5 protein-coding genes are annotated in these 2,696 nt (G+C 40.3%); 3 read left to right on the top strand and 2 right to left on the bottom strand.

Annotated features, from left to right (window positions below):
- Window positions 1–131: 131 nt before the first annotated feature.
- Window positions 132–266, bottom strand: coding sequence for a YuzL family protein (locus ACFVSH_RS25150; protein ID WP_098369432.1), 135 nt, complete (start codon window positions 264–266; stop codon window positions 132–134).
- Window positions 267–364: 98 nt separating this feature from the next.
- Here ACFVSH_RS25150 and ACFVSH_RS25145 point away from each other — a divergent pair, with 98 nt between their 5' ends.
- Window positions 365–616: a YkuS family protein gene (locus ACFVSH_RS25145; RefSeq protein WP_192205066.1), complete on the top strand. Its 252-nt coding sequence runs from the start codon at window positions 365–367 to the stop codon at window positions 614–616.
- 46 nt (window positions 617–662) lie between these two features.
- On the opposite strand, the gene ACFVSH_RS25140 is transcribed toward ACFVSH_RS25145, so the two are convergent.
- The gene (locus tag ACFVSH_RS25140) at window positions 663–1,118 is read right to left on the bottom strand and encodes an OsmC family protein (RefSeq protein WP_192205065.1); all 456 of its coding nucleotides are present in this window, start codon (window positions 1,116–1,118) and stop codon (window positions 663–665) included.
- A 343-nt stretch (window positions 1,119–1,461) separates the two neighbouring features.
- Between ACFVSH_RS25140 and ACFVSH_RS25135 the strand changes: the two genes are divergently transcribed.
- Together ACFVSH_RS25135 and ACFVSH_RS25130 are read left to right on the top strand one after the other, a co-directional pair.
- The gene (locus tag ACFVSH_RS25135) at window positions 1,462–2,223 is read left to right on the top strand and encodes an SDR family oxidoreductase (RefSeq protein WP_387599365.1); all 762 of its coding nucleotides are present in this window, start codon (window positions 1,462–1,464) and stop codon (window positions 2,221–2,223) included.
- A gap of 24 nt (window positions 2,224–2,247) precedes the next feature.
- On the top strand, window positions 2,248–2,696 hold a 449-nt coding region (locus ACFVSH_RS25130; RefSeq protein ID WP_387708465.1), incomplete at its 3' end, for a hypothetical protein.

The following is a 2,696-nucleotide window of genomic DNA, read 5'->3' as shown; positions in this document are numbered from 1 at the left end:
CAGTATAAGACCCTTATTGAATGTAAGAAAAGAAAGGGTCATTCAGAGGAAAAACGCTTGGCGGTTAAACCAAGCGTTTTTTTGCGTACCATGAAGGCGGAGTTCCATGATTGATTTAAGATACTTTTTTATCAGGAGCGTTTTTGCTTTTTAAGTGAAGAAGGTTGAGTGAAGGCCCCGGTTTCTTTCGTAGTGGTACCTTGCCCCTCTATCTGAGAAGACCCTAAACGAGTTTGTGAAGCATCTTTCTTGTTTTTCCCATTCATGTTTATCACCTCGATATTACTTTCCCTATTTCCTTTGCATCCTATACATATATTGAAGGTGAAAAGGACAGCTTAGAAGGTAGAGGAGGTGTGTGTTGATGTCAAAAATCGGTGTTGAAGAATCTTTAACGAATATTCAGGAAGCACTTCGCGAAAAAGGTTTTGATGTTGTGGAGATTAAACAAGAAGCTGACGCAAAAAACGTGGATTGTTGTGTGGTAACAGGTTTGGAAAGTAATGTGATGGGTATAAGCGATACTTCATTGAAAGCGTCCATCATTGAGGCAAATGGTTTAACGGCTGATGAAGTGTGCCAAGAGGTTGAAAATAAAGTGAATTTGATTCAATAGTTCAAAAAGTGCCTAAACCAACATAGGGTTAGGCACTTATTCTGTTTCAAGGTTGCTGTGCTATGGAAATTTTCGCATTCAGTTCCACCGCTACATTACCTTTGATCGCTCTAGAAATCATACATGAAGTTTCAGCTTTTTCAGCAAGTTTCCTCGCTTTTTCAACCACTTTTTCAGAAGTGCCCGATACTAATACAAGTGCAGGGCGATGGATGATTTTCTTATAGGTGAATACACCATTCGTAACATCCACTAACGCTTCCGATTGCATGGATAAGCTCGCCTTTTCTATATGGGCTCGCTCTAGCATGGCAGCAAAGGTAATGATATAGCAGGTCGATGCCGCCCCAAGAAGCATTTCATCGGGATTAGTCCCGATCCCTGGTCCTTCCATTCCAGTAGGAATACTTATTTGTGTTTGAAGATTCCCTGAATGAATCGTGCCGATATCATTTCTGCCGCCGGGCCATTCGGCGGTTAAATGAAAGTGATGTATAGTCATTTTTTAACCTCCTTACTGTTCTATAGTGTAAACGATTTAACAGGTTAAGTATCCGATTTTGCTCACTCAGTCGAATAATCCAGTTATCGGTCGAAAAAAGTGACGAAATGTTCGAAGGATCTACTTCCAGCAGGACAAATTAAGTTTCCGGTAGGCCGAATTTCCGACAGCTGACCGAAGCATTCTCATTGATATAAAAGATACATGTTGATGAAACAAAAGGCAGGGGCATTTGGCTATTTTAAGCACAATATTGGATAGGCTTATCTATAATGATATAGACAGTTTTATATAAAAAATTCTTCATAAAGAAAGGGCTGAAAAGTTGACTACATTGAGTAATATGTTTGATTTGACTAATAAAACGGCTATCATCACCGGCGGCGGCAGGGGACTGGGCAAACAGATTGCCATCGCGTTGGGGGAGGCTGGTGCAAATATAGTCATTGCTTCACGAAATCTTCCTTTATGTGAAGAGACATGTGAAGACTTGCGATCGATGGGAGTAAATGCCGTTGCCTTTGAATGTGATATCACGGATGAGAGTGCCATTGACCATGTCGTCAAGGAAACGGTTACTCAATTCGGCACGATTGATATTCTTGTCAATAATAGCGGTACGTCCTGGTCAGGTCCGCTTTTGGATGTTCCCAAGGATAAGTGGGAAAAAGTATTGAATGTTAACGTTACAGGTACATTCCTATTTTCACGGGCTGTAGCGAAGGTCATGAAGCAGCAAAATTCCGGAAAAATCATAAATATTGCATCGGTGACAGGTCTTGGCGGGTCGCTTCCTGAGGTATTGGATACGATAGCTTATAACACCAGTAAGGGTGCCATCATTACAATGACCAAGGATTTAGGAGTTAAACTTGCTAGATTCGGAATCCAAGTCAATGCAATTGCACCTGGATTTTTCCCGACTAAAATCACAAAGAATATTCTTGAACAGTCTAACTACGACATATTAGGTAATACTCCGGCTGGCAGGTTTGGCAATGAAGATGATTTAAAGGGTGCCGCCGTATTTTTAGCCTCACAGGCTTCTGACTATATGATCGGTCATATTTTAATCATTGACGGTGGAGTTTCGGCATTAGCGTAAACGGAGAGAGGAAGGAAGAAATATATGACAGGAAAATCAGATTTTTATAAAGGGCTTAAATTACTAGGCACACAAAAAGAGCAACAGCTTAATGATAAAATTCAGAATTTGCTAAATAACCGTGAGTTGATAGAAGCAGTAAGCGACAATGCCCGATTGCAGATTCCAAGAATAAATAGAATGCAGGAAGCCTCAGAAAGAATGTCCATCATCATGAATTATCCAACAAAAAAAGATGTAGCGAGTTTAGCGAAATTAGTCATCCAGCTCGAAGAAAAGATTGATAGTTTAGAAGAGCTGGTCTCAAGACTTGTAGAGGATAGGGGCGGGAATGTCAGAGGTAAATCTTCAGTTAGTAATAAACGCACTTCTTCTTCATCGCTCAGTAAGAAAAAGAAGTCAAGTTGGGAATCCAATGAAATGGAAGGGCGTAAAAAAAGATTGGTGGATATTATAAATAACTCCTTATTGTC

It is taken from the genome of Peribacillus sp. NPDC058002 (assembly GCF_042886655.1).
Lineage (GTDB): Bacteria > Bacillota > Bacilli > Bacillales > DSM-1321 > Peribacillus > Peribacillus aracenensis.
The sequence above is the reverse complement of the archived record's forward strand: the minus strand, read 5'-3'. Positions and strand labels throughout refer to the sequence as shown.